Below are 24,540 nucleotides of genomic sequence, written 5' to 3' on the forward strand. Positions count from 1 at the left end.
TTTTTCTTAGCTTAATCATCCTCTATATAACCTTGGCATCGTTTTTGCTTAGTGTTATTCAGTAAAAGAAAGAGCTATTCACACTTGTGTTAACGCTCATAGGGTAAACAGGGGATGTCACATGAAACAAATCATCACACAATTTTCAATGAACGTACAAATTAGCTTGTTAATGGCTTGGTTATTACTGGCCAGCATATTTATTGTGTTACTACCAGACGGTTTAGCTCAGTCATTGAATATGCTGACACTGCGTAGCCAACTTAGTCCCTATTTAAGCATCGCTATTATTGTTAGCGCCTCATACTTCATTGCTAAGTTATTGCTATTCATACACTTCAAACTAACTAACAAAACCGAACAAGAAGAGCAAAATAAGCGAATGATGAGTATGATTAAGCGCTTAGACTTTGAAGAAAAGGCCGTTCTGCGGGAATATATTATCCAACGGAAGAATATGTTGTCATTGCCATTAAACGAGCCAGCGGTGGCAAATTTATTGGAGGCGGGTGTATTAGTACCTGCCTTATCAACCCAAGAAATCAACGGTGAACGCCGCATTGTTAAATTATCAATTAACTTGGCCGCCCGACCTTTGTTAACTCATAAACTACTTGGATTACCACAAGGTAAAATGACTGAGGCTGAGGTAGAGCTGTTGAAATCGGCACGCCCTGAATATGCCCGTCAAAATTTTATCGGTATGCGTAGCTAAATTAACTCTTCCTCTGTGAGTTAGTCAAAAAGGCGCCAATTGCGACGCCTTTTTGACAATAGCATATCAGGCCAAAGCCATAGCAAGTTGATTAAGCCACCTACAAAACCAAGCTCACATACAAAAACAGTATCAAGCCTGCCCAATAACGAGATCCGATTGCGGTACACAGCTACAAGCGAGAACGACACCCGATTCAACTTCATCAGGGGTCAAAGCTGAATCACTTAGCCGCCTAACTTCCCCTGAATGTAGCTGCACTTTACAAGCCCCACACATACCGCCGCGACAAGAAAAAGGTAAGCTCAATCCCGCTTGCTCTGCCTGCTCTAATAATGTCAGTTGATTATCGCCCTCAACATACGTATCCCAACTATCAAACAAAATATTGACCTGTTTTTTGCTACCACCAAAACTGGCTTTCTGACCGAAGCTTTCATCAAAATACTGCGCTTCGGGTAAACCTAACTGCAGTAATGATTGTTTTATTTGCTCCATAAACATATTGGGGCCGCAAACAAAGGTCGTACGCTCAGAGAGATCGGAGACAGTGGCTAATGCAGCTTGGTTTATGTGTCCGTAATGTAACTCAGCTTTTGACCCAGCTATTTCTTGATGGGAATCGTGTTGAGTTTCACGGCTCAAAAAGTAATGAATAGAGAGTTTAGGAAGCAGCGAGCTAAAGAAATTAAGCTCTTGGTAAGCGATTAAGTCTTTTACCGTTTTCGCGCCATGGATAAAAACAATATCCCGCGCTTGATGTTGATCGGTGATTGCTCTGAGCATGGCCAATATAGGCGTTATCCCCACGCCAGCTGAAATCAATAGTAGAGGCGCTTCAGGCAAAGCCTTTTGTAGGTGAAAACTACCTGCGGGTGCTATTGCACTAATACTATCACCAACATTTAAATGATCATGAAGCCAAGATGACACCATTCCATCGGACAGTTTTTTCACTGTGATGCTCAATAAATCAGGGCGAGTTGGTGTTGACGACAATGTGTAAGTGCGCTTATAAGGTTTATTATTTATCACCACTTCAACATTGATGTACTGGCCCGCTAAATAACTAAACCTTGGCAATGTTGGACAGCTGAAACGGAAGGTTTTTACGTCATGACTTTCTTCTGTTACAGCAACACATAACAAGGGTTTAGCCTGTTGCTTTGGCCAATCTAAACGACTATCAACACTGCTAATTTCACGCACTTTAGGCGCATGATTAACGTATTCAACGGGCTGATGATATTCCAGCACTTCTACGGTATCAAATACCGAAATTTTACCACTGTTAAGCGCCAGTAAATTTTGCCCAAAATACACCTGCCCATCATCCCCTTTACGGTATTTTTGTAACGTGTTTAAAGGCTCATTAACAAGGCTTTTTTCTCCAGTGAGGGGATCTAAGGTGGTAAAAACACAGCGAGAACAAGGTTTCACTAACGCAAACTTCACTTCACCAATCTGGATAGTTTTCCAACTATCTTCAGCAAATGCGCTGCAACCTTTTATGACTAAATTAGGCCGAAACTGATCCATTAGCACAGTTTCATCTGCCCGTTCATTCAAATCGGCCAACGACGCTTCTGAAATCAGTAATAACGGATAGCCATCAGCAAAACTAACTTGCGTTTGATGACCTGAAACCAAACGCTCACTTTTCTCGCCAAAAAATAATAACCGACAAGGCATGCCGAGATAATCGCTAAACCAAGTATCGTAATTTTTATGGCACCACTGCCCTTGTACTTTTGTGCCCCATATTTCCACCTCTGTGTACAAATGACCAAACTCATTTTTGTTTATTTCAAGTGCTGGCATGTCAGGGGCTCGCACATGAAATCCATTTTCACTAATAGCACTATGAACTAAGGCTAACCGCGGATGAGTGCGTGCGGTGATAAACTTCCCTTTGTTGTCTACTAGCACAAAGCGCCGATCAAAAATAAGACCTTTTTCTTCAACAAAAGAGTGATTTAAATGAATACCTGCAGTCGATTTTATTGGGAATATGGTTATCTGACTGAGTTGCGGTGTCGTAGTGAGAGTTTGAGAAGTCATCAGACCTTCCTTTGTCAAATTTTAAGGCGGGAGGCTAAGCCAGTAAAACTGGCTTAGTTAAAGCTTGGTTACTGAGTGCGCTCTGCTAAGTAGCCAGCATAATCTGGAATTTCAATCTCACACGGCTTATTCATAAACTCTGAATTCATTAAAAAATTGGCGCTAGATTTATTGGTTGCACAGGGAATATTCCATACCGCAGCTAATCGCAATAGTGCTTTAACATCCGGGTCATGTGGCACTGCATTGAGGGGATCCCAAAAAAAGATCATCACATCAATCTCTCCCTCAGCAATAAGCGCGCCTAATTGCTGATCGCCGCCCATCGGACCTGACAATAAACATTTCACTGGTAGGCCCACTTCCTTACTTAACAATGTCCCTGTCGTGCCGGTGGCAAATAAGTGATGTAATTTCAGCTGCTCAGCCTTGTCACTGGCCCATGCTAATAAGTCCGCTTTTTTGTGGTCATGAGCGACAAGAGCAATGCGTTTATTACTCGCCATAGTTCGAGTGGTATAGTTCACCGTTAACTCCTTGAGACAGCCTAACAATTAAGAAAATTTAGCTGCTTAGTTATATTCATCATTGAGTTTCTGTTAGTAGCGTTAAAGTGACCAGCTACCAACAAGAGAGCTCTTTATATTTGCTTGATACAAATCAATTTACCCGTGAATAGTAAAAACTTCTAGTGCTTGTCACGCTAAGTTCGCTCAAATTGTGCTAAAACAATTTTTCTTTGATGTGATTATCGCAAAATGCCAATCCACTAACCGTGTTTAGAGTATGCAATGATAAAAAGTAACCAGCTATTAGTGCAAACCTTAGAGCAGCTACCTCAGTTGTTTATCGCCAACCCTGAGATCAAACTAATGGGGTTGTGGATAGATGAAAGCAAAACCCCCCACTTACTTCATGCGTTATATCTAGAAAAAGATGATATTTCCGAAGAGTTGCCCTATCGCGCGCAACTTGCCATTGGAGAATGGGACAACACTGACAACAGCGAAGAATTTTTCATTGAAGCCTTGACCGCATCACGTCTAGCGGAAAAGTTGAAAAGTTTTATCGATCCAGAGCGGTTTGTATTTTTTGAAGTGCCAAAAAGCATCACTATCGATGTCGTCAACATGTATCCAGACCCGATGATGTATAAATTGTTTCCTGAATTAGGCGAATTTGATGCCACATTAGAAGCACAGGATTTAGCATTAGCGCGAAAACAAGCCAGTCAAATACTAAACAATTTGCTCGAACGTTCAGATATGACTATTTAAGCTAAAAACCCGCATAAACAGTCTTTAAACTTATCAGTAAAATTTCAGCAAAATTTGCGCCAGATAGGTGAAGGCTGGTACATTATCTAGCCAAAGGGATCAGAGTAGCCGATGTACTCGGCTAAAACTAACGAGTGAATAATATGCAGTACCAAACGGATGACCTTCGCATTCGCGAAACTAAAGAGCTTCTACCCCCCATTGCCGTATTAGAGAAATACCCAGCAACAGAAAAAGTGTCTGCAACGGTATTTCAAGGACGAGCTGCCATTCAAAATATTCTCAACGGTCAAGACGATCGCTTAGTTGTTGTTATTGGCCCTTGTTCAATTCATGATACCCAAGCGGCAGTTGAATATGGCAAAAAGCTACTAACATTACGCGAAGAATTAAAAGACAATCTAGAAATTGTTATGCGCGTTTATTTTGAAAAGCCACGCACCACAGTTGGCTGGAAAGGGCTAATCAACGACCCATATATGAACGACAGCTTCCAAATCAATGACGGTTTACGCATTGGCCGTAAATTACTACTTGATTTAAACGAGCTTGGCATGCCAACGGCAAGTGAGTTTTTAGACATGATTTCACCACAATATGTCGGCGATTTAATGTCTTGGGGCGCAATTGGCGCGCGCACCACAGAATCGCAAGTGCACCGCGAACTGTCTTCTGGTTTATCTTGTCCAGTCGGTTTCAAAAACGGTACCGACGGTACGATAAAAGTGGCAATTGATGCAATTGGTTCAGCCAGTGCACCTCATCACTTTTTGTCTGTTACTAAGTTTGGCCACTCAGCGATTGTCTCCACAACAGGTAACCCTGATTGCCATATTATTTTACGCGGTGGTAAAGAGCCTAACTACCGCGCCCAGCATGTTGAAGCTATCTGCAATGACTTAGCGAAAGCAGGGTTACCAGAAAAAGCCATGATCGACTTCAGCCATGCCAACTCAAGCAAGCAATATAAAAAGCAACTTGAGGTATCTAGCGACGTTGCAGGCCAAATAGCAGCAGGTAATAAAGCAATATTTGGCGTGATGATTGAAAGCCATTTGGTCGAAGGTCGCCAAGATCTCGTTGACGGCAAGGCCGCAACCTATGGCCAAAGCATTACTGATGCTTGTATTGGCTGGGACGACACAGAAACCGTATTACGCCAATTAGCGGATGCTGTTGCAACCCGTCGTAACGCCTAAATATCATCCTATTTAGTCACACAAAAAAGCCAGTTGAGTTTACCTTAACTGGCTTTTTTAGTTAATTGGAGTTATAACGGAAAACAAAAACCGCTCAAATAGATATATCTAGGAAATCCCCAATGGTACGTTTGGCGACCATTAATCATAATAGCGTCTCCCACAATCCTTCAGGAGACGATATGCAAAGCTTAAATTTGTTTTTTCTGTGCCTGCAAATAGGTTTTGTTGGCGCCACCAGTTTCAGTATTTGGCTACTTTGGCGGTTTTTAAAGCGACTTTAAGCAACCTTGCTGTACATAGCAACAAGGCTGTTTTGCTAGACTAGCCTTTCGCTAATATTTGATTTAAGCGAGTAAACCCTTGCTCTAAATCCGCAATCAAGTCATCGGGATCTTCCAAGCCAACATGCACTCGCATTAACGGGCCAGCGGCTTGCCACTGGGTAGCACTACGTAAGCCCTGCACGTTATTCACCGCGAGAATTAAACTTTCAAATCCCCCCCATGAATAACCCATTTTGAAATGATGCATGCCATCTAACAATGCGGTTAGGGCTTCATCATTACCGCGATTTAAAACAAACGAGAATAGACCATTACTGCCGGTAAAATCGCGTTTAAAAAATTCATGGCCGGGGCATGTAGCAAAGGCGGGATGGCGCACATGATCCACTTCTTCACGCTGCGCTAACCAATTAGCCACCTTAAGTGCGTTTTCTTGATGCTGACGCATGCGCACGCCAATAGTGCGTAATCCTCGCATTGCCAAGTAGATATCATCAGGCGAGGTACACTGCCCCATAATATAGCTATTTTCACGAAGCTGTGGCCAATGAGCAGCGTTGGCTGTTGCTGTTCCCATCATCACGTCAGAGTGACCAACGATGTACTTAGTGGCAGCTTGAATGCTGATATCAACACCATGAGCAAAGGGGTCAAAGTTGAGCGGAGAAGCCCAAGTGTTATCGAGCATCACAGTGATGTCACTTTCATGGGCGATACGAGCAAGGGTTGGCACGTCTTGCACTTCCATGGTCAAAGAGCCGGGTGATTCTAAAAATAATATGCGGGTGTTAGGTTGAATTAGATCGCGAATACCTTCGCCAATCATAGGATCGTAGTAGGTAGTACTTACACCCAAGTTAGCCAGCATCTTGCCACAAAAATCACGGGTTGGCTCATACGCAGTGTCGACCATTAAAATATGATCGCCCGATTTAACAAAAGACAAAATAGCATTACTGATAGCGGCAGTACCCGATGGATATAAAGCGCAACCAACACCGCCTTCCATTTCAACCATTGCCTCTTGGAAAGCAAAAGAAGTGTCAGTGCCACGACGGCCATAAAACATCACTTGGTTCGCACGATTGCGAGTCGCATGCTTCATTTCTGCAACAGAATCAAATACAACTGTAGAAGCGCGTACTAGTGGCGGGTTCACCACCCCTTTAGTCCATTTTTTGGCTCTGCCGGCAGAGACTATCTTGGTATCTTTTTTCATTAACTTTGCCAATCCTTCGAGAAATAAAAACTATTCTCGCATTTTTTATACTCAACTGGCAAAGTTCACGATAACAGCTGGCAATCAATATCAGCTAGGTAAACTAAACAGAAAAAGGATATATACCCGATCAACCTAGAGATGCTTGATTTCAGCAAAGAGATACACGCGCTCAGGGCAAGGCATTATTGATGAAATGTTCGGATGGGAATAATGGCTCAACAGCACAGTATCAGTTGAGCCAGCCAGTTAGATTTCGTAGTTTTCACGACTGGCCAAATATTCGACACAAAATGCGTCAATGGCCGCTTTATCAAACTCACGCAGACCACTTAATACCATTTTCTTTGACCCTGTACCGACCACTTCGTCACCGGATTTCACATCGAAAATAAGATAGGCAACTCCACGCTTACCATTAACTTCTAACTTACTCTCAGCTAGCTCTAATTGCGGCGGTTGCGAAAAATTAACATGTGATAGGTTAAATTCCATGCTCTCATAAATAACCAATGGCCGCTCGGGGTTAAGCATAACATTGTGTTCGGCCATTAAAGGTACCAATATATGAGGGAAGTTATGACCAGAAAATTCAACATAGTTTCGTGCCATCGCTTCAATCACAGCTGCGTCGTTATTAATCGCCCCTTCGCGCTCAACGCCTAGGTAAACCTTATCTTTATCATCGGTCACGTTAAACTGATTTTCAGTTGTGTCAGGAAAATTTAACCAAACATCTTTGCCAACCATACCCGCAAAGTTAAACGCCATACGCTGGCTTAATCCGTATTTCGCTAATACCATCGAAAACAGCAAATCGCCAGGCACACAAAAACGCTTGTTACTCGGGTCGTGCAGAGGATTAAAATCACCAGCAACGCCTTTGGCAAAATGACTAGCCTGTTCAGGTGTGATCAAAACTTGTTTGTTGTTCTCGGTAAAAAATTCGGATAAAAACATCGAAATGACACTGCCTTGTACTGGTAAAAAACAAAAAATAATAGTCAAACTATTAACGAAGGCGGATTTATACCAATTCTTCGGCCAACTGTTAAGCAAAAATAAATAAAACCCCTTGCTCGCGCCACTAATATTGCTTTTTTTGCCGTTAAGCTTAATCTTGCAGACCTGAGCCACGGTTGCCTAACTGGCATGGTATAAATAGCGTATTATTTTGCTTTGCTTAGTCACATAGCCAATATCCTCTATTTCTGTGATCCACTTTCACTGCTAATCTATAGTTAATAGCTATCTGCTTAAATAGCCGTAGAATATCGAGTGAGATTTAACTAAGGTGAGATAAAAATGAAAACAAAAAGCGGCGCTAATCAATCACAAGGGTTATTGCTATTTCATTTAACTCAACTGCAAAGCTTTGCTATTGGCACCTTGAAGGTACAAGAAATTGTACCTTATACAAAACTAACGAGCATACCTAACTCCCACTCAAGTGTATTAGGTGCGGCCAATTTCAGGGGTAAAACCATCGCAGTCATTGATATGGCAAAAGCGATTGGCTACCCTGCTATCGCCAAAGAAGATCGACAAGACTGCGTTATCATCATTACTGATTGCAGCCGTCAACTGGTTGGTTTTCTAGTGCGCAGTATTGATAAAATTATTGAATGTGATTGGAAGAAGATAGCCCCTCCTAACAAATCTCTCGGCAAGCATACTTATGTTACCGGAGTCACTAAAGTGGCAGATAAGCTTGTCCAATTAATGGATGTCGAGCTGCTACTTGATCAAATTTATCCGCATAAAGACAATGAAGATTTACCTAGCCTTTCACCAAAAGAGCAAGCCCTACTAAAAGCACAAAATATTTTAGTGGTTGATGACTCGTCCGTTGCTAGAAGACAACTTGCTAGCGCGTTAGATGAAATGGGGGTACATTATTTTGTTAATGAGAATGGCCATGATGCGTTTGAACAAATGAAAGCCCGAGCTGATAAAGGGGAGCCCATCGATATTCTGGTTAGTGACATCGAAATGCCGGGCCTAGATGGCTATGAACTCGCTTTTGAAGTACGCAGTGAACCCAAAATAGCCGATTCCTACATCATTTTACATACCTCACTATCAAGCGAAATCAGTGTTGACAGAGCCCACCAAATTGGCGCAGATGAAGCCTTAACCAAGTTTGATGCCGACGAACTCATCCATGCCATTTTACGCGGTGCAGAAAAAAATCAAGCTCGCAAACAGCTATAAACCAATTATTTCAGCAGGGGTATCCAATACTAATTTAGTCGCCGCAGCTTCCCCTAACCATTCTTTAGCTTTTTGATATCCCCCTGATAGCACAGGAGGGCGGTTAGACAAATTGTGGGCGTCAGTGGCAATAACAGTGGCGCTCCCTTCGACTAATAAGGCTTTACCACGTGCTAAGCTGCGCTCACCAAATACCCCGAGTAACGAGCCAGCGGTAATTTGCATTAGACAGCCTTGCTCGATAAAAGGCTGTAGTTTATTGGGCCGCTCCCAGACGACACGATTTCGTTCCGGATGCGCAATCATCGGAATAATATTATTACTAAGTAGCCAAGCCGTTAGATTGTCACTGCCAGGTGGGATATGGGCATGAGGAAATTCTAACAGCAAGACAGATTTACCTTGGTATTGACCAATAAAGGGCAATTTACCTTGCTTAGCCCAGATCATAATCTGCGGATCAAGTCGCACTTCAGCGGCTAACGAAAAAGAAAACGAGTTAGACGCCGAAGCTAACTGGTCAGCAGCAGCCTTAATGCTGGCAATATCATTTTCGAAACGGCCCGGCTCTATATGTGGAGTCATTACACTATGAGTAATTCCATCTTGCTTGGCCATCTCTAGCATCGCTAAACTGGTGATCACATTAGGTGCGCCATCATCTATTCCCGGCAAAATATGACAATGTAAATCAATCATGCTCAACCCTTACTTCTAGGATCTGTTGATCTTTGTTGGTTAATTTTTGTTCGAGAGGGGACTCCTTGTCTAAAAACGTTTTGAGCAAGGCAAGCAGTGTGTAGCTTAGCATTCTAAGTAAATACTGCTCAACGATGGCAAAACGCTTTTAGCCGAATCCGTAGGACAACGCTTGTTGGTCATTTCTACTGCGTTAGCGCCTTTTCGCGTAGTTTACTATGCCACAAAGGTGCTGGCCACAACGAACGTTTTGTCTAAATAATCAACAAATCGCTGAAAAAACCAACACAAAGAGCAGCGACCTGTTTTATCATTCAAGCTCGACATATTTGCCATACACATTCGCAATAAAACATATAAAAAATAAGCCTGATCGCGAACAATGCTACCAGGCTTTGGGGATATTCATCACTAAATTTTGCGCATCTGTATATCGGCAGTTAAAGCCGTTTACGATTAACCTTTATAGAAGTTTTCGTAGCAATAGTTGGTCGCTTCAATAAAACCAGGTACGCTACCACAATCAAAACGACGACCTTTAAATTTGTAAGCCAACACGCAACCTGATTTAGCTTGCTTGAGCAACGCATCGGTAATTTGAATTTCACCACCTTTACCAGGCTCTTGGTTTTCAAGAATATCAAAGATATCTGGAGTCAAAATATAACGGCCAATAATCGCAAGATTGCTTGGCGCTGTACCCGGCTCAGGCTTTTCTACCATGTCATCTACACGGTATAGGTCATCTTTAATCATTTCACCAGAAATCACACCGTACTTGTGAATTTCGTCGGCAGGCACTTCTTCTACAGCGACAATACTGCAACGGAACTGCTTGTACAAAGCAACCATTTGCGCCAACACGCCATCACCTTCATTGATGCATAAATCATCTGCGAGCACGACAGCAAAAGGTTCGTCACCGACTAATTCTTTACCGGTTAAAATAGCATGGCCTAAGCCTTTCATTTCACTTTGACGAATAAAGGTAAACTTAGCTGTGTCAATAATATTGCGGATATCTACCAGCATATTCTCTTTGCTAGTGCCTTTGATCTGATGCTCCAGTTCATAGTTCATGTCAAAGTGATCCATTAACGAGTGTTTACCACGACCCGTTACGATACACATTCCTTCAATACCCGCTGCAATGGCTTCATCAACACCATATTCGATCAAAGGTTTGTTCACGATAGGCATCATTTCTTTTGGCATTGATTTTGTGGCAGGTAGAAAGCGCGTGCCATAGCCAGCCGCAGGAAATAGACACTTATTGATAGTAGACTTCATTAAATTATCCCTAATATTACAATTCAGAATTAAAAAGCTGGCCCTTAATCATTGCTAAGGGCATAAATTTATTAAACAGTTTGCGGCTTTTGCTTAACTGGACTTAACTTGGTCTTTTCGGCATAACCGTAATATTCATGATAATTACCATGACCGCCGTACTTAGCTGCTTTTTTAAGATTTAGGCGATTAAGAATAACACCATCAATTTTGATTCCTTGCTGCACAAGCTTAGCCAAAGTTTGCTTAACCACACCAGTACGAGTGTGCTCTGCACGTGTTACTAAAATACAAGAATCCACCTTTTGTGACAGCAAATAAGCATCACTTACCGCCAAACAAGGAGGGGTGTCTAACACTATTTTTGAATAACGTTGCTTGAGCTTATCGAGTAGCATAGTAAAACGCTCAGATGCGAGTAGTTCTTGTGGGTTTGATGGCACTAAACCAGCGGACAATATATCCAACCCAGAAACCTCATCTTTAACCAAACACTCTTCAAATGTATGAGTTCCAGCTATCAAGTTAGCCAACCCTGGCTGCGCAGCCGATAGCTCAAAACGGCGACCAATCGTAGGTCTACGTAAATCACAATCAATAAGAATGGTTTTTTCCAGTTGCGCTAAACCAAAAGCTAAGTTAATGGCCGAAGTCGTTTTACCTTCATTTGGCTCCGACGAGGTCACAATCACAGACTGATTATCATTATTCATATTCGACAACATATAACTGGTTCGAATGGTACGCACCCCTTCAGAAAACGCACGTTGCTTTTCATCATAATACAGGTAGGTAGAAACCTTGTTTTTCTTCGCTTTCACCAACGGTAATACGCCCAGTAGGCTGACCCCTAAAGTGCTTTCAACTTGCTTAGCACTAACAAACGTATCATTTAACGCTTCTAAGACAAAAGCCACGACACAAGCAAAACCAAAAGACACGACAAAAGCCATAACAATAATTAACTTTCGATTTGGAGCACTTGGTAATAAAGGAGGGTGAGCCTCATCAGTAAATCGCGCAATGGTTGAGCCAAAATCACTAGAAGCCGATGTCTCTTTATAGCGATTTAGAAATAGATCATACAGCTGTTTATTTGAGTCAACTTCGCGCTGAAACTCTGAGTATTTGGCAGTTTTAACCGTCAGGTCTTGAAACTCTGCTTTACGGCTTTCAATTTCACTGCGAATGCTATTTTCAGCCTGTCTAGCCGCGGTCACTTCCGAACCGATCCCTTTAACCAACTGGCGTAATTCACGATCCAAGTTGACTTTAGCACTTGCCAATTCAGCCTCTGCTGCTTTCATTTTCGGATGCTTCGGACCATAACGCTTCGTCAAGTCTGAAATTTTACGCTCAGCCTCTGAAACCGCCAATTTGACATCACGAATGACAGGATGATTGCTAATTTCAGGAATTGCTGATACTTGCGTAACATTTCGTGTGCTGCTTTGCGCTAAATTATATAAAGATTCAGCGGCAACACGGCGATCTCTCGCAATATTTAACTGTGAAGTGAGCTCATTCAATTCTTGAGATGCAAGCCCGCCAACACCAGCAATATCAACTAACCCCTCCTGTTTTAAGAAGTTTTGTAATTTAGATTCTGACGCCTGTAATTCAGCTTTTAACGTAGCAAGACGGTCATTCAGCCAACCAGAAGCTTTATTGGCAACTTGCAACGTTGCATCTAAATTACTTTCTATATAAACATTACCTACTTCATTAGCAATCTGAGCTGCCAATTCAGGGCTAAAACTATTAAAGGTGATATCCACTAACTGCGTTTTACGTACTGGCGCAATAGAGAGATTTTGCTTAAATTGCCCCAATACTCGTTGCTCTAAACGATATATATTTTCTTCAGTGGATAACTCATTCACTGTGTTTGGCGCTTTATTTAAGAATGGCAGCAAATTAGATATTGCTGCCGAAAAATCGAATTGCTTTTCTTTTTCCGCCAACTCGGGGTTAAACTCAGGATGATTAATAAGATCCATCTTTCTAATCACAGCTAAAGCAATACTGTCTGATTTTAAAATTTCAAACTGAGTATAAAAGTATTCATTAATCCGCGTATCTAAGCCATATACTTCTTCAACGGACACAGCTTTTGCTTGTTTCGATTCAATTAATAACGTTGCCGTTGCGGTATAAATCGAAGGTTTAGACTTCGCAACAAAACTAGCAGCAACCGTCACAATGAGTGAAAAAAACAAAATACTCCATTTATACTTTAACAACGTTAACCAAATTTGTTTAATATCGATCAACTGTTCCATTTGAGGCTTGTCTGCCGCAGCAGATACTTTCTGTTCCATTTGATTTGACCTGCTTAAATTTAAAAGAAGCTTTGTTCTATGGTAACAATGTCACCAGGCATGATGTTGGTATCTAACTCGACGGGTTTAGGCTTTTGATCAGGTAAGTCACTGCTAGAAACATAAATATTACTTTTCGATGCTCGCGGAGTAAAACCACCAGCCAAAGCAACAGCTTTATTGACCGTTAATCCCGGCTGAAAAGCATAGCCTCCCGGTTGTTTTACTTCACCATTGATAAAAAATGGGCGATATTCAACAATACTGACATGTACACTAGGATTAATGAGGTAATCCCCTTCTAATCCCTTTTGAATAATATCTTTTAGCTTTTCTATCGTTAAACCTTTAACCGTAATTTGCCCTAAGAAAGGGTAGTTAATCCGGCCACTATCACTTAACAAGGTTTCCATAGTAAGCTCTTCTTCACCGTAAACGAGAATAGAAATAGTATCTCCCGCCCCCAGCTTGTATGTTGCATCAAAGTTGTTTGCTTGCGCCTGTAAAGCAAAAAGCATTACCAGCCCCGATAGAAAAAACGAAAAGAATACTTTCATTATTGTTACATCACCATATTTACAGAAATAGAGAACACGTTCTTGTCATAACCGATATTAGCTGCGGTTGAATCTTTCTGGGTAACTCGATAGCCTAAGCCGATCTGTAGCCAACGGCGAAGGTCGTAGTTAAGCGAAATTTGATATTCATCAGTATCATCTTTGCGAGCTGAACCACTATAATCATCCTGAATGTATGACCAGCTCACGTTACTCGATAGACGCTCTAACCAGTAATGTTGCCAAGCGGCTAGATAATATAGCTCTTCAATGTAATCACCAAATTGATCGGGATCTTTCGCTTTATAACGTGTAGCAAAATCAAACTTAGAATATTCTTTGGCTTGCCAAGTTAGGCCAACATCCCAACTAAAACCATCAAAAGACTCACGGTTCGACGTTTTAAAATCTTTGTTTTGGTAACCAACTTTAGCTACACCCGTTATCGTTGCTGTCGTATCCCAAGTCGTTCCAATATACGCGAAATGGTCGTCAGAGTCCCGAGAGATGCCTGTAGTATCAACAGCATCATAACGTTTATCATTTTTCAACAACTCAAATATCAAACTAGTTTTAGGGGCTACGCGGTAATAAAAAGCACCGCCATAGCGCATCTCATCAAAATCACGGAACTGTGTGATACCGCGGAAGTTGCTGTAGCTTTTGTCAAAATAGCCTAAGTTAAACTGCAAACGCCCGGTCGCATCCATGCCGCCAAAACCATAATGGGCATTGGCATAATTAGTCTTGTAACGAATAACCTCATCAAGTGCGTTACCAGCACCATCTGAGATACCCGTACCACGCTCTTCATGCGTAGCGTTAAAGTTGTAAAGCAAGCCAGCACGGTTTCGCTCGTTAAACTCCCAATTACCACTTAAACGTAATAAGTGGTCGGTGTAATCATCATTATGCGAACTGAAATAGTTACCTTGGCTTAAGCGATAAAGCAAAATATATTCATTATTGCCAGGGTTCATTTTAACCATTACACCAGGATCAATCACGTTAGCCCAGGAGCTTTTTTCATTACGCCCCACATTAGCTACGTTATCATCATGCTTTAACTCAACATTAACAAAAGGCAACACCTCAATCCCGCTTTCCGTTACATAAGGATTTGGAGTTACCTCTGCCATGACAGATGCTGAAGTCAAGGCTGCTAAGCTAAAGCAAACCGATGACATTTTTACTATCGGATGTAATTTCATCTATATTTTTAGTAAGCTGTTTTGCTTACAAATCCTTTAAAAATAGTTAAAAACACAATTTTAATATCCAACCACAGTGACCAACGATGGATATAGTCAAGGTCAAATTGAACTCGTTTCTCCATTTTATCTAACGTATCCGTCTCACCACGCCAACCATTAATTTGCGCCCAACCAGTGATACCCGGCTTCACCTTATGACGCAGCATATAGCGCTCAACCAAAACACGATATTCTTCATTATGGGCAACGGCATGCGGCCTTGGCCCAACAATTGACATAGAGCCCTGTAATACATTAATAAACTGTGGCAGTTCGTCCAAAGAAGTACGGCGAAGAAAGCTTCCCAGAGGTGTTACGCGAGGGTCATTTTTAGTTGCTTGTACAACTTTTTCGCCATTGTCCATAGTTGACATAGAACGAAACTTCCAAACTTTAATTTTCCGGCCATCTAAACCATAGCGATATTGCTTGAAGATGATTGGGCCGGGTGACGTTATCTTTACTGCAGCAGCAATAGCAACCAATAAAGGTGAAATTAAGGCTAAAATCATACTTGAGAGAACAATGTCTTCAAGACGTTTTATCCAACTAGTTAAACCGTTAAACGGAGTATCAAATACACTGAGAGTGTGAATATCACCAACAGAATCCCAACGCGAGTGCAACAGGTTATAGGTAAAGAAGTCAGGCACTAAATATGTACAAGCAGTGGTATCGGCAAATTCTGATAAGAGATGCGCAATTCGGTCTTTAGCGTGCATAGGTAATGCAATATACACTCGCTCAATGGTACCTTTTTTCGCCAGCTTTAAAGCTCTTTCGGCATTGCCGCGTAGACGAGCAGGTAGCTCTTTATCTAACCTACTGGTATCCCTATCGTCATAGAAGCCCAACACTTTAACGCCTATTTCAGGATGGCGTTGCAGATTATGAACCAAAGAAATAGCTTGAGGGGTAACGCCTATCACCACAGCATTACGAACGTTTAAACCTTTACGGCGAATTTGCGCGCGATAGAAACGCAACACCACTCGCCATGTAAGCAAACCACTCCACGTAATTAAAAACCACCAGCCAATAACTAAGCGTGAGTAGTCGATGCCTAACTTAGAGAAGTAAGCCAGCAACATAAGTAAGGAGCAAACAATCGCCCAACTGAGTGTAGTGAGCATCGCTAGGTAGCTAAAGTTACTGCCTCGCCATGAACGATATAAATCAACGCTTTCAGACGTGATTGTAAATCCAACTGTTGCTAAAAGCGCCACCGCAACATAATGAACATTAAACCCCTGTTCATGTAGAGATAAAGAAATAATCAAGGCGAGGGAAATCACCACGATATCAACCAGACGATAAAAAAAACTAGATGATTTACCAAGTGTTCGTATATGGCCTTGTGCGCCCATTTTTATAATCCTTTATAACAAGATACCTTCACAACACGTGAAAAAAATTCATATTCTTGAGAGAGCGTACAGCAATAAGTTGTCTTTTTTGTTGCAGTGCTTTGTGAGGTGCATTTATTTTTCGTTCTAACTTTCCAATCAAAATATGGTTTTGTTAGCATTTTTTGAAACCGCTATACTAATCAACTTGACAGCATTGCTCAAGGCGTTTTTGTTATAAATTCACAAATTTTATACTTATGCATGACACACTTTAAACCTCTAGTAACACAATCAGTCAATTATGATAAATTCGCTTGCCAATTAGATGTTATTAACGTTAATCGATTCATGCTATCCCACACATTTTGCCAATGCTGAGCATCACCATATTTACTGAAGTGGCATGACCTGCCATAGATATCAACCAGCTTATTTACACCGATTCTGCTTCAAGAAATTAATAGCCATCATGATAACGAAGCTGAACTATGTGTCAAAAATCGAAAAAAAGACCAAATAAAGTCAAAAATAACAATAAGATAAGATAGGGCAAGCCAGATTGTTACATATTTTTTACAAGCATATAAAACTTGCTGACGATATTAAGCATTAGAAAAAGATGGCAATTAGCCACGTATCCCTAGAGTGTGTTGATGGTGAGAATGTCTCTATTGCGAAATATCCCCCGCTCAACAGGCTGAGCATCACTCAAAATAACAGACCTATGATGTACGCCAAAGCTCTCGAATATAATCAAGCTAATATGGTGGTCACTTACATTCCAAGCCTAGGTACCCCCCCTTTGATGCTAGATAATATAAATCGTGATATCGTAGGTGCAAAGCAACGTCTGCACCTAAAACCAATCCCTAACTTTTAATGGCCAAGGTTGATGAATGACAAAGCACAAGGTTTCGGGAACTAGGTCAAAAAAAGTAGAGGATTAGCCCCTTGGGTGAAACTTATTAAACGGATTGAACAAGGTCAATAGAGAATAAATATGAGCTTATTTGCCCGCCTTAACGGCATGCTATTTGGTGTTATATTAATGTGCTTTTTGAGCAATTTAATTACTAACATTCAAGAAAGCCAAAATTACCTTGAAGAGCAATTAGACTCACACAGCCAAGATGCAGCAACGTCACTGGGGCTGTCTTTAAGCAATATCATTGGGCTTGAAGATATTGCCATGCTAGAGACCACTGTTAATAGTATCTTTGATTCTGGTTACTATCATTCCATTAAGCTGTACAAAATTGATGGCACACCACTGGTGATCAGAGAGTATCCGACTCAAGTGGAAGGCATCCCAAACTGGTTTATTTCACTCTTTCCATTAAACCCACCAACCAATCAAACTGAAATCAATGATGGTTGGCGTATTGTCGCCACCATGAAAATTCAAAGTAACCCAGGTTTGGCTTACTATCAGTTATGGCAAATGGCCAGTAATACTTTTATTTCATCCGGTATCATCTTTGTTTTGGCGCTCATTACGGGCTGGTTTTTACTGCGTATCATTTTACGTCCTTTAAACGCCATGGAAGCAAAAGCCAATGCAATTGCCGACAAAGACTTTAGCCCTATCTCGATGCTACCCAAAGCGCGAGAATTGCGCGTAGTGGTAGATGCATTTAATCGCATGGCTGCAGCATTGAAACGTAACTTTGATGAAGTTTCGACCTACGCAGAAAAAATGCGCCAACAAGCATTTATGGACATTTTGACTGGATTTGGTAACAAACGTAGCTTTATGTCAAAGCTGGCACTGGAGTTAGAATCAAAAAAGAGCGGCAACAGCGGCCTAGTAGGACTCTTTCAGCTACAGGGTTTGCAAGCACTAAATGAACAACACGGTTACCAAGAAGCCGATCGCCACCTAAAAGCCCTATCAATGAAATTAAAGCAGAGCTTCAGTGAGTATCCACACTCATCTTTTTTCCGTTTGCAAGGGGCGGAATTTGCAGTGATTATGCCCAACACTGATATTGGCATTTTGGAGCAAATTCAACCGCTACTCAACCAGGCTTTAAAACAAGCCAATACCAAAGTGGCAGGCGCTTTTGTGCGCTATCAAGAAGGTCAACAATGCGGTGAAGTATTGGCTCAGCTAGACAATCAAATCAGTCACTCACTACAAAATGGCTGCCAGATCAGCGTAGCCAGTGACGAACGTCAAGCAACCCAACGAACAGATTGGCGAGGTGTTATTGAAAACATCTTAGCTCATCAACGTATTCATCTCGTTTTCCAGCCCATTATTGATAAAAACAAACAAGTACTTTATTACGAAACTTTGACGCGTTTTGTTGATGAGCAAGGCAAACCACTCAATACCGGTGATGTTTTCTCAGCGGCTAATCGCATTAATAAAACCATGGCGCTAGATAAAGCCATTTTTCTTCAAGTACTAAACACATTAAAGCAATCTAGCCAAGTCAGTCTTTCTATTAATCTAGCTGGTAGTTCACTAGCCGATGAAGGCTTTCAAGAGTTTATTTTTAATGAACTAAAACAAGAAGCTAAGTTGGCAAGCAGGCTAATAATGGAAGTCAGCGAAACCAGTGCCAATCACTTTCTTGTTGCCCTAAAAGCATTAGTTGTCGGCCTGAAGCAGTCAGGAGCGGCGCTCTCAATTGATCGGTTTGGTACTAGCTTCACCTCGTTTAGTTATATTCAGTCCCTCAAGCCTGACTATCTCAAAATTGACGGCAGCTATATTCGCCAATTAGAGCAACATAAAGATAATCAGTTCTTTTTGAAAACCTTAGTTCAAATAGCCCACGGTATTGACACTAAGGTAGTTGCGGAACACATTGAAACTCAAGCAGAATTGGATACAGCGCAAGAGCTGTTAGTTGATGGCTTCCAGGGCTACCTAGTAGCTAAACCGGGAGCATTGACGAATTAATGATAGCTAAAAGCCTTGGGCTCCTATTGGCCAGTCTCTAAAACCATATTGCTAAATTTGTTACTTAAGGACAGTTGCAACAAGGCTGTGCATTCTCTTGCCTCAGCAATACAAGTATCAGTTAAACCTTGGGCACGCACACGCAATATCTGGGCTTGGATGTTATGTGTCTGCCATAATATTTAGCTCGCGTATTATCGCAACAGCAGCACAGCGACAATTGCTCTTAAAGCTGGCAATAATAGTGATATTAGCTGGCCCCCTCTGCAAGCCCAACGACTACTTACGGCCCTCCCTTTACTTAACTATAGCAATATCGCAGCCTAGTTTGTCACAAATATAGAGCTGAAAAACATAAGAAAAGCACTATGAATTCATCAATTTAAACTAGTATAAACTGAAGGATTTACTAGAATATGATGACAACCTTGGCGAATAGCAGGCTGTTTCACAACTTTAAGCTAAGCTGTACCCATAAGCAGTGAGTGAAATGTGGGCTTAAAGGGCAACGAAATGGACAAGAATAAGCACTAATCGATGTTACTCGGTTAACGTCTACACAAGCGGGAGCTTCATAAGGAATAAAATAATGTTAGTATCTCAATCTAGCTACTCAACTTAATAAGCATATGCATAATAACCCCATAGATTTACTAAAGCGCGCTGAGCTTATCTGCCAAAAACGCAGTGTAAGGTTTACTCCGATCCGTCAGAAAGTGTTTAGCATTATGGCCGAGCAGCCCGGCTCAATTAGTGCCTATGATTTATTAGACAAATTACGCGAGACAGAGAAAAGTGCCAAGCCACCGACTATCTATCGTGCGCTAGACTTTCTGCTTGAGCATGGTTTTATTCATAAAATTGAATCTATTAATGCTTATATTTTATGTCCACACTTTGGCACTCATCATCCGATGCAGCTATTAATCTGCGATCAATGTGGTGTGGTCATCGAATTACATGACGAGAAGATTGATGATGCTTTCTCTGAGCAAGCGACGTCTCACGGGTTTAGTATTACTAATACAACTTTAGAAGCGCATGGCAACTGCAGTGACTGCCAAAGTAACGAGATAGCTTAACGATTAACACCAATTAATAAGAACGCAATTATGAATGTAGATTTTGTAAACCCTTTTCTTAGCTCTTTGATGAACGTATTACAAACGATGGCTCAGCTTGAGTTAAAGCCAGGTAAGCCAAAACTAAAGCAAGACAATATCGCTCGCGGTGATGTGTCTGGACTAATTGGTATGGTCAGTCCCGAAACTACGGGTTCATTTTCGATTAGCTTTGATGAGCCTTTAGCTCTTGAAATAATGAAGCGTATGCTCGGCGAAGCGCCTGCTGCAATCGACAGTGAAGTTTCGGACATGGTTGGCGAAATAACCAATATGGTAACTGGAGGGGCAAAACGCTTACTCGCGGAAAAAGGCTATGATTTCAACATGGCAACACCAATCGTTGTATCTGGTAAAGCTCATACTATTTCTCACAAAACCGATGGTAAAAAAGTACTGATGCCGTTTACTACCGAATACGGTAACGCCACCTTAGAAATTTGTTTTGATAAATAACGGCTCCATTGATTAGCCTTAAACAAAAATGTAAGCAATAAAAAAGCCGCTAAAAAATAGCGGCTTTTTTGTTAACTAACAGCCAATAAACTTGGCCCGTTTAGCTTATAGATCGTCAGAGTGTGCAGATAGGTACTTAGCTACGCCTTCTGGAGACGCCTGCATACCTTCTTTGCCTTCTTCCCACTGTGCAGGACAAACTTCACCGTGTTTTTCGTGGAAGTTTAGTGCATCAACCATACGTAGCATTTCGTCAATGTTACGACCTAGTGGAAGGTCGTTCACTACTTGGTGACGAACAACACCGTTAGTATCGATTAAGAAAGAACCACGGAATGCAACACCAGCTTCAGGATGCTCAACATCGTACGCCTTACAGATTTCGTGTTTAACGTCAGCTACTAGTGGATATTTAACTGCACCGATGCCGCCATCTGCAATAGCAGTATTACGCCATGCGTTGTGAGAGAACTGTGAGTCAATTGAAACACCAATTACTTCTACGCCTTTGTCTTGGAAATCTTGGAAACGTTTGTCGAAAGCGATTAGCTCAGAAGGACAAACAAACGTGAAATCCAATGGGTAAAAGAAGATAACGGCAGCTTTGCCTTTAGTGAATTCTTTTAGGTTAAAGCTATCTACGATTTCGCCATTACCTAGTACTGCTGCAGCTGTAAAATCAGGTGCTTCTCTTCCTACTAATACCATTTTTATTTCCTCTTTTAAAAGTTTGGATTATCAATGAAATACACCGCAAATGATGACTCACACCGCGGGATTTTGCGAATCGTTTAAAGCAATTAGATTAATAGCTAAAAACTATCAAAAACCACTTTAAACTGTCATCAACACTATTGATAATCAATAAATTTGACCGAGCTGTCAATAGTCTCATCAAATTTAGACCAGCTTTACAGTTTGTGCTGAAATTATCCTTTAAAGCTGAGTGATACACGCGGAGTAAGCTTAGTGACCAACTCATAAGCAATAGTGCCTATCGCACGAGCGACTCTTTCAACAGGGAGCTCATCTCCCCATAGGATCACTTCATCACCCATCTTGTCTGTTGCGTCTGGCCCTAAGTCTACAGTCAGCATATCCATTGAAACCCGTCCAACCACCGGTGCGATGCGACCATTAACCCAAACTGGCGTGCCTGCGGGGGCATTTCTTGGGTAACCATCACCATAACCAATTGCCACAACGCCAAGTTTAGTATCTTGCTTAGCTCGCCATATTCCACCGTAGCCAACGGGCTCGCCGGCTTGATGGTTACGCACAGCAATCAAGCTAGACGTTAATGTCATCACTGGACGTAAGCCATAGGCACTAGCATCGCCTTGATCAAATGGTGATACGCCATACAAAGCAATGCCGGGTCGGATCAAATCACTATGGGCTTTTGGCCAAGCCATCACCCCGGCAGAATTTGCCATCGATTTGTAACCAACAACGTCTTTAGTTAATTCATTAAACAGAGCGATTTGTTGTTTGGTTTCAGGTCTTTCAAGCTCATCAGCACAGCTAAAATGTGTCATCACATTGACCGGTTGTGATACTTGCTCACAGTGACTTAAACGTAATAAGCTGGCTTCGAACTCTTCCGGATGTACGCCCAGACGGTGCATCCCAGTATCAATTTTCAACCAAACCTTCACTGGTGATTCTAATTCAGCTTGCTCCAACGCAGCTAACTGCTCGTCATTATGCACCGCGGTTTGAATATTATTCGCCACCAACACAGGTAAGTCACTGGCATTGAAAAAGCCTTCTAACAATACAATAGGCTTAACAATCCCGCCCGAGCGCAGCGCTAACGCTTCTTCAATACGCGCCACACCAAATGCATCCGCATTAGCAACGGCATGGGCAATTTGCACTAAGCCATGGCCATATGCATTTGCCTTAACCACCGCCAACACCTTAGCATGGGGAGCCATTTTCTTTAGCTGTACCAAATTGTTACGTAAGGCACAAAGATCAATTACTGCTGTCGCCGCTTTCATTCTTTAATATCCTGTTACCATTACCAGCCATTTCATCGAGAGGGGTAACCTGTTTCGCTTAATAGTCATCATCAAAGGCTGGTCCAGCATAATTATCAAAACGAGAAAATTGCCCCTGGAACGTTAATCGTACTTTACCAATGGGGCCATTACGCTGCTTACCAATAATTATTTCCGCCACCCCTTTTTCGGAGCTGTCTTCGTTATAAACCTCATCACGATAGATGAACATAATTAAGTCGGCATCCTGCTCGATAGAGCCTGATTCACGTAAATCTGAGTTGATTGGGCGTTTATCCGCACGTTGTTCCAAACTACGGTTGAGCTGAGAAAGAGCAATAACGGGACATTTTAATTCTTTCGCTAAGGCTTTTAACGATTTTGATATTTCAGCAATTTCCAAAGTACGGTTATCGCTTAATGAAGGTACCCGCATTAATTGCAAGTAATCCACCATGATCATTGAAACGCCGCCATGATCTTTAGCAATTCGCCGCGCCCGTGAGCGTAATTCTGTCGGCGTCAATCCTGAGCTATCATCAACAAACATATTACATTTTTCGAGTAATAAGCCCATGGTGCCAGATAAGCGCGCCCAATCATCATCATTAAGCTGACCAGTACGTATGCTACCTTGATTAATACGCCCTAGAGAGGCCAACATACGCATCATAATTTGTTCTGAAGGCATCTCTAACGAAAAAATTATTGCTGGTTTGTCTTGCGTCATCGCAGCATGCTCTGCCAAGTTCATGGCAAAGGTAGTTTTACCCATCGACGGACGCGCCGCGACAATAATCAAATCAGAGGATTGAAAACCAGCGGTCATTTTATCTAAATCAGCATAACCGCTTGAAACCCCTGTCACCCCATCTTGCGGGTTTTTAAATAACTCTTCTATTTTATCGACCGTTTTTTCTAGAATACTGTTTATGCCTTGCGGACCCTCACTTTCGTTGGCCCTTGATTCGGCAATTTTAAATACCTTACTTTCGGCAAAATCGAGTAACTCATCACTACCACGGCCTTCAGGATCGTAACCCGCTTCCGCAATTTCATTGGCCACACCAATTAATTCACGAACCACCGCACGCTCGCGCACAATGTGAGCGTAAGCGGAAATATTCGCAGCGCTAGGCGTGTTCTTTGCAATCTCAGCTAAATAAGCAAATCCACCCACGTTGTCTAGCTGTTGATCACGCTCCAATAACTCAGAAACCGTGATCAAATCAATCGGCATACTGGCATTAGTTAACTTTTCCATTGCTTGAAAAATAAGTCGATGGGGCCTCGAATAGAAGTCTTTGTCCACCACCGCCTCGGCCACTCGGTCCCAAGCTTGGTTATCGAGCATAACGCCACCAAGTACTGACTGCTCAGCCTCAAATGAATGGGGCGGTACCTTTAGAGAGTCAACCTGAGCTTGGCCACTGGATTTTCTGTCAAATTTATTTTTTTCAAAAGGAGTGCGTGATTTTGTCATAAGTCGATCAAGGCCATTATTGAGGAACTGCATTATCTAAAAAAAGCATTAAGGATGAAAGCATAGCTGCCATCTTCTTCATATTTATCCACCATGCAGTAACGAGAAAAAGTAAATCGTAC

At 41.8% G+C, this 24,540-nt stretch carries 20 protein-coding genes; 7 read left to right on the forward strand and 13 right to left on the reverse strand.

Annotation, left to right across the window (positions count from 1 at the left end; all coding sequences use genetic code 11):
* Positions 1–121 precede the first annotated feature (121 nt).
* Complete coding sequence (locus K1M91_RS08970) at positions 122–715, forward strand: superinfection exclusion B family protein (protein WP_232801411.1); 594 nt, start codon at positions 122–124, stop codon at positions 713–715.
* Between the two features lie 132 nt (positions 716–847).
* On the opposite strand, the gene K1M91_RS08975 is transcribed toward K1M91_RS08970, so the two are convergent.
* Positions 848–2,776 (reverse strand): hybrid-cluster NAD(P)-dependent oxidoreductase, encoded by a 1,929-nt coding sequence (locus K1M91_RS08975; protein WP_232801412.1) that lies wholly within the window; start codon positions 2,774–2,776, stop codon positions 848–850.
* Between the two features lie 68 nt (positions 2,777–2,844).
* Complete coding sequence (locus K1M91_RS08980; protein WP_232801413.1) at positions 2,845–3,303, reverse strand: methylglyoxal synthase; 459 nt, start codon at positions 3,301–3,303, stop codon at positions 2,845–2,847.
* Between the two features lie 264 nt (positions 3,304–3,567).
* Here K1M91_RS08980 and K1M91_RS08985 point away from each other — a divergent pair, with 264 nt between their 5' ends.
* The gene (locus tag K1M91_RS08985) at positions 3,568–4,053 is read left to right on the forward strand and encodes a hypothetical protein (protein ID WP_232801414.1); all 486 of its coding nucleotides are present in this window, start codon (positions 3,568–3,570) and stop codon (positions 4,051–4,053) included.
* Positions 4,054–4,196: 143 nt separating this feature from the next.
* Entirely contained in the window at positions 4,197–5,252 is a 1,056-nt protein-coding gene (gene aroG / locus K1M91_RS08990; protein WP_232801415.1) for a 3-deoxy-7-phosphoheptulonate synthase AroG, read from the forward strand.
* A 324-nt stretch (positions 5,253–5,576) separates the two neighbouring features.
* Here aroG and K1M91_RS08995 read toward each other — a convergent pair whose 3' ends face one another.
* Positions 5,577–6,758 carry a cystathionine beta-lyase gene (locus tag K1M91_RS08995; RefSeq protein WP_232801416.1) on the reverse strand — a complete coding sequence of 394 codons (1,182 nt, stop codon included), beginning with the start codon at positions 6,756–6,758 and terminating at the stop codon, positions 5,577–5,579.
* Positions 6,759–7,007: 249 nt separating this feature from the next.
* Positions 7,008–7,718 (reverse strand): DUF3581 domain-containing protein, encoded by a 711-nt coding sequence (locus K1M91_RS09000; protein ID WP_232801417.1) that lies wholly within the window; start codon positions 7,716–7,718, stop codon positions 7,008–7,010.
* A gap of 345 nt (positions 7,719–8,063) precedes the next feature.
* On the opposite strand from K1M91_RS09000, the gene K1M91_RS09005 reads away from it, so the two are divergent.
* On the forward strand, positions 8,064–8,972 hold the full coding sequence (locus tag K1M91_RS09005; RefSeq protein WP_232801418.1) for a chemotaxis protein: 909 nt from the start codon (positions 8,064–8,066) through the stop codon (positions 8,970–8,972).
* On the opposite strand, the gene K1M91_RS09010 is transcribed toward K1M91_RS09005, so the two are convergent.
* The 6 genes from K1M91_RS09010 to K1M91_RS09035 form a co-directional block, all read right to left on the reverse strand.
* Positions 8,967–9,671 carry a CpsB/CapC family capsule biosynthesis tyrosine phosphatase gene (locus K1M91_RS09010; RefSeq protein ID WP_232801419.1) on the reverse strand — a complete coding sequence of 235 codons (705 nt, stop codon included), beginning with the start codon at positions 9,669–9,671 and terminating at the stop codon, positions 8,967–8,969. The two genes, K1M91_RS09005 and K1M91_RS09010, sit on opposite strands and share 6 nt — an antisense overlap.
* Before the next feature lie 456 nt (positions 9,672–10,127).
* Positions 10,128–10,961 carry a UTP--glucose-1-phosphate uridylyltransferase GalU gene (galU, locus tag K1M91_RS09015; protein ID WP_232801420.1) on the reverse strand — a complete coding sequence of 278 codons (834 nt, stop codon included), beginning with the start codon at positions 10,959–10,961 and terminating at the stop codon, positions 10,128–10,130.
* Between the two features lie 71 nt (positions 10,962–11,032).
* Complete coding sequence (locus tag K1M91_RS09020; RefSeq protein ID WP_232801421.1) at positions 11,033–13,282, reverse strand: polysaccharide biosynthesis tyrosine autokinase; 2,250 nt, start codon at positions 13,280–13,282, stop codon at positions 11,033–11,035.
* Between the two features lie 20 nt (positions 13,283–13,302).
* Positions 13,303–13,839, reverse strand: coding sequence for a polysaccharide biosynthesis/export family protein (locus tag K1M91_RS09025; RefSeq protein ID WP_232801422.1), 537 nt, complete (start codon positions 13,837–13,839; stop codon positions 13,303–13,305).
* A gap of 5 nt (positions 13,840–13,844) precedes the next feature.
* The gene (locus K1M91_RS09030; RefSeq protein ID WP_232801423.1) at positions 13,845–14,978 is read right to left on the reverse strand and encodes an outer membrane beta-barrel protein; all 1,134 of its coding nucleotides are present in this window, start codon (positions 14,976–14,978) and stop codon (positions 13,845–13,847) included.
* A gap of 80 nt (positions 14,979–15,058) precedes the next feature.
* On the reverse strand, positions 15,059–16,459 hold the full coding sequence (locus K1M91_RS09035; protein ID WP_232801424.1) for an undecaprenyl-phosphate glucose phosphotransferase: 1,401 nt from the start codon (positions 16,457–16,459) through the stop codon (positions 15,059–15,061).
* Positions 16,460–17,441: 982 nt separating this feature from the next.
* Between K1M91_RS09035 and K1M91_RS09040 the strand changes: the two genes are divergently transcribed.
* The 3 genes from K1M91_RS09040 to K1M91_RS09050 all read left to right on the forward strand — a co-directional run bounded on the left by K1M91_RS09040 (position 17,442) and on the right by K1M91_RS09050 (position 20,929).
* The gene (locus K1M91_RS09040; RefSeq protein WP_232801425.1) at positions 17,442–19,352 is read left to right on the forward strand and encodes an EAL domain-containing protein; all 1,911 of its coding nucleotides are present in this window, start codon (positions 17,442–17,444) and stop codon (positions 19,350–19,352) included.
* Positions 19,353–19,981: 629 nt separating this feature from the next.
* Complete coding sequence (zur, locus tag K1M91_RS09045) at positions 19,982–20,434, forward strand: zinc uptake transcriptional repressor Zur (protein ID WP_232801426.1); 453 nt, start codon at positions 19,982–19,984, stop codon at positions 20,432–20,434.
* Between the two features lie 30 nt (positions 20,435–20,464).
* Entirely contained in the window at positions 20,465–20,929 is a 465-nt protein-coding gene (locus K1M91_RS09050; RefSeq protein ID WP_232801427.1) for a chemotaxis protein CheX, read from the forward strand.
* 105 nt (positions 20,930–21,034) lie between these two features.
* Here K1M91_RS09050 and K1M91_RS09055 read toward each other — a convergent pair whose 3' ends face one another.
* From K1M91_RS09055 to dnaB, 3 genes are all read right to left on the reverse strand, one after another.
* Positions 21,035–21,637 (reverse strand): peroxiredoxin C, encoded by a 603-nt coding sequence (locus K1M91_RS09055; RefSeq protein ID WP_232801428.1) that lies wholly within the window; start codon positions 21,635–21,637, stop codon positions 21,035–21,037.
* A 221-nt stretch (positions 21,638–21,858) separates the two neighbouring features.
* Complete coding sequence (gene alr / locus K1M91_RS09060) at positions 21,859–22,935, reverse strand: alanine racemase (protein WP_232801429.1); 1,077 nt, start codon at positions 22,933–22,935, stop codon at positions 21,859–21,861.
* Between the two features lie 58 nt (positions 22,936–22,993).
* A complete protein-coding gene (gene dnaB, locus K1M91_RS09065; RefSeq protein WP_232801430.1) occupies positions 22,994–24,418 on the reverse strand; it encodes a replicative DNA helicase in 1,425 nt (474 codons plus the stop codon).
* Positions 24,419–24,540: the final 122 nt, after the last annotated feature.

The sequence above is a fragment of the Motilimonas sp. E26 genome (assembly GCF_021278025.1).
GTDB lineage: Bacteria > Pseudomonadota > Gammaproteobacteria > Enterobacterales > CBDFNC01 > Motilimonas.